At 58.6% G+C, this 3,475-nt stretch carries 3 protein-coding genes and 1 tRNA gene; all 4 read right to left on the reverse strand.

The annotated features are described in order from the left end of the window. Positions 1-150 precede the first annotated feature (150 nt). Positions 151-243, reverse strand: a tRNA-Ser gene (locus CVT63_08070). 251 nt (positions 244-494) lie between these two features. Further along, the gene (locus CVT63_08075; GenBank protein PKQ27423.1) at positions 495-1,493 is read right to left on the reverse strand and encodes a hypothetical protein; all 999 of its coding nucleotides are present in this window, start codon (positions 1,491-1,493) and stop codon (positions 495-497) included. After that, on the reverse strand, positions 1,483-2,112 hold the full coding sequence (locus CVT63_08080; GenBank protein ID PKQ27424.1) for a hypothetical protein: 630 nt from the start codon (positions 2,110-2,112) through the stop codon (positions 1,483-1,485). The genes CVT63_08075 and CVT63_08080 overlap by 11 nt, the downstream gene beginning before the upstream one ends. Positions 2,113-2,251: 139 nt before the next feature. Beyond that, a complete protein-coding gene (locus CVT63_08085; GenBank protein PKQ27425.1) occupies positions 2,252-3,298 on the reverse strand; it encodes an enoyl-ACP reductase in 1,047 nt (348 codons plus the stop codon). Positions 3,299-3,475 lie beyond the last annotated feature (177 nt).

Here is a 3,475-nt window from a genome sequence, read left to right on the forward strand (position 1 = left end):
TCAGACTCAGTATTACAGCGGAGCGCGTGATTCGATGCCGCCGCTGTTCTTGAGTGAATTCAAACTTGTAAGCGTGGATCGCGGCGCGCGGTGACCCCGTCGTGTATTCTTCAGCCGGCTCTCTCCGCCAAGAGGCCCCGAAGGGCCTCTTGGCGGAGAGAGTGGGATTTGAACCCACGAGGCCCTTGTGGGGCCCACACGCTTTCCAGGCGTGCGCCTTAAACCAGACTCGGCCATCTCTCCATGAAAAAGTCTAACAGGTGGGGTGCGACAGCGCCATATTTCCTTCGGCTACATAGGTCTTTCGTTCATGGAAGCGTACGCCATCGGTCTCGTAGCGCATGATCACGTCGGCGGCGCGTTCCTCGTCACCAACTCTATCGGGCTGGCATTGAACGTTCTGGTCACTGTGCTCATAGCTATCTATCGAAAGTGGACACCGGACGAAGCCGGGCTTTTCGCCGGGGAGCAGGCGGTTGCCGGGATTGAAGCCTCTACCGCTTCGGGTGCCTCGAGAAGAACCGCCACATCATTTCGTTCGCCGAAAGGTCGCGCGCCGGCTCGGTGCCGCCGGTGTAACGTTTGCCGCCCGGCCAGGAGTGCCCACCGTTGTTTACTGTGACGAGCGCGACCTCGGCGCCGTTTCTGCCGCCGGTGTAAGTCTGAGTCATCACGTTGCCGTTAGGGCTCGTTGTCGTGACTGGCGTGTTTGAGCATCCGTCCCACTTGACCCACGCGTCAACCGAGTAGCTCACCGGCCGGTAAACCGCCTTTGAGAGTCCGGTGCCCTGCCCTCCCTCGTATGGAACATTTTTGTCTTGCCTGCCGTGGAACGCCATGACCGAAACCGGATTCTTGGGAGGGGGAAAGGTGATGAAATCGGCCCCGGCGCCAGGGCTTGCCCCAATCGAGCCCGCTACCGGCGCGATGGCCGCAAGCACATCCGAGAGCCGCGAGCCGAGCAGGTAGGTGAACATCCCGCCGTTCGAGATGCCGGTAGCGTAGATGCGATTTCTGTCGATCGCGTAGTCCAGCTCCAGCTCCTCTATAAGCGTTCTCGCGAAGGTAACGTCGTCAACATTGTTGCGCGACGCGTATCCGAATCCGAAAAGGACGTTCCATGTCAGGAGGCGGTCGGCGAGCAATCCCGTGCCGTTCGGGTATGCGGCGATGAAGCCCTCCATGTCGGCGGTGTCGTTCATGCCGGTCATGACTACGGCGCCGCTCGCGTTTCCAGTTCCGCCATGAAACACCAGAACCAGCGGTGCCGGCTTACTGTCATCGTATGACGGTGGCAGGTGTACGATGCATGTGCGCTCCCGTCCGCCCGCCGACACTGTTTTCACTGAGTCGCGCGGGCCAGGTCGGTACTGCCGCCAGGAAGCGGCCCTGTCTCGCCAGGCGCCGCCGCATCCGGGAAGAGCAACGGCTATCAGCGCCGCACAGAACCACGCCGCGGCGCTTTTCGGTAACGCCGTCCAGTTACCTGTCAAATCTCCTGTTCACCTCGTGAAGGTGTTGTCGTTTTTGGCGCAGATTGGCTCTTGAGGGTCTGGATGTCCTTTCGGATGACCGTCCTTGCAAACTCGCGGATCTCCCGCATGTCTTTACGCAGATCGCGCGCCTTGCCCATGGCGCTCTTTGCGGCTGCGATTGCCTTGGGCCTGTCGAGCGAGTCCGCTTCCGCGAGGCCCTTTGCGTCCTCGAGCGCACCTGCGACCTCGACGCGTTTTTGCTCGCGGCGTTGATCTTTGACGTCAGAGCTTCTTCGTCGGACCTGAGTTTTGAGACGTCGAGACCCATGGCGGCAAACGCGTCAGCCGCCTTCTTGATTCGTTCGTCTATCTTCTTGAATGTCGCGCTTTGCTTCTTCAGTTTCGCTATCGCCCTGTCGATACGCTTCCCGGCCCGCTCGGCTCTGTTGCCTCTGTCACCTTTGTTACTTCTGTCCTGATTGCCCATTCTGTCCTGATTGCCCACCGCGCCTCGCCTGTCATGCTCGCCGGCCGGCTTTTTTCCTGCCGCGAACGTCTGCGACGACCCTGTGACAAGCAACGCTACCAGCACGATGCCCACTATCAACGCCAATCGCCGGGAACTCTTTGCCTTCATGATCCATCACTCCTTATTGACGTTTTATTTTGACGCGCTTCTTGATGCGTTCATCCATAATGATTATCGCGCGTGATTGTTAAAGTGAGACGTAACGCCTGTTAAGCTTTCGTTAAAGCACGCAAGAAATTTCCCGTGATTAGCCGACCTTTGCGTTGAGGCTTTTCATGACTTCCTCGGCTTCCTTGACAATCCTGTCGATGAGCTCCTGAACCGTCGGGATATCGTGCATCAGGCCGGTGACCTGACCGACGGGAAGCACCCCGGCTTTGACGTCACCCAACTCGGACGCGAGATGAATCTGCTTGAAGGCGTTTGCCATGTACGCGAGCTGCGTGGCGTTTTTCCAACCCGATGCGAGCACGCCGGCGAACAGTTTCCAGTACGGGAGACCAATCTGCCTGGCTATTGCACGCGAGTTGGGGATGGCCTTGAGATAGCCGAACGGGAAGATCCCGTGTTTCGTAGCCTTGCGGGCACCGGGCGTGTCGAGCACACGGCACATGAGACCATCGAACTTCTTCGAGTAGATGGTGTCATATATGTCCTTCTCGATAGAGAGCTTCTTGAAATTGTCGTGAAGCGGGCTTTCCCGCGTGGTCATCAGCCGGGTGCCCATAGCCACCCCTTCTCCGCCCAGCGCCAGCACCGCGGCCAGCCCACGTCCGTCGCCCACGCCGCCGGCGACAACAACAGGGATGTCCAGCGCCGAGGCGACGCTTGGCGTCAGGCAGAAAGTGGTTGGCGCTTCTCCGTGCGCGGCCGCTTCGTTTCCCGTAACGATGACTCCGTGCGAGCCGTAATCCTGCGCGCGTTTTGCGTGGCGGGCGTTGGTGACCGTGGCGAGCACTTTTCCTCCATACTCGTTTGCCGCCCGCACAATCCAGTCGCCTTTTCCAAGTGAGAAGTTGATCACGGGAACCTTCTCCTCGAGTAGCACCGCGGCGTTTTGAGCCGCGCCCGGAAACAACAGAGATGCGTTGGCGCCAAAAGGTTTGTCGGTCAGCTCTCTGATCTCGCGCACGGACTTGCGAGTTTCTTCAACGTTCAGAGCGCCTGTCGCAAGCATTCCAAGGCCGCCGGCGTTTGAGACCGCGGCCACTAACGTTGGCACGCTGATCCAGCTCATGCCCGATAGGAGAATCGGGTGCTCGATTCCGAGAAGTTCAGTGATACGTGTTTTCATTTGGATCTTTCCTTTCGTCAATTTTGACTTGCACGGAGCGTTTGTCCCACTGTACCGCGAATTGCTAGAATTATAAGCTCCTCACACAAATCGGTGGGTGACTGAACCCCAACAAACCTTGCCATAACGGCATTCTCCCCCTATATTCCGGTTGTTGTATCAGCGACCAGAACACAG

This window comes from Candidatus Anoxymicrobium japonicum (assembly GCA_002843005.1).
GTDB classification, from domain to species: domain Bacteria; phylum Actinomycetota; class Geothermincolia; order Fen-727; family Anoxymicrobiaceae; genus Anoxymicrobium; species Anoxymicrobium japonicum.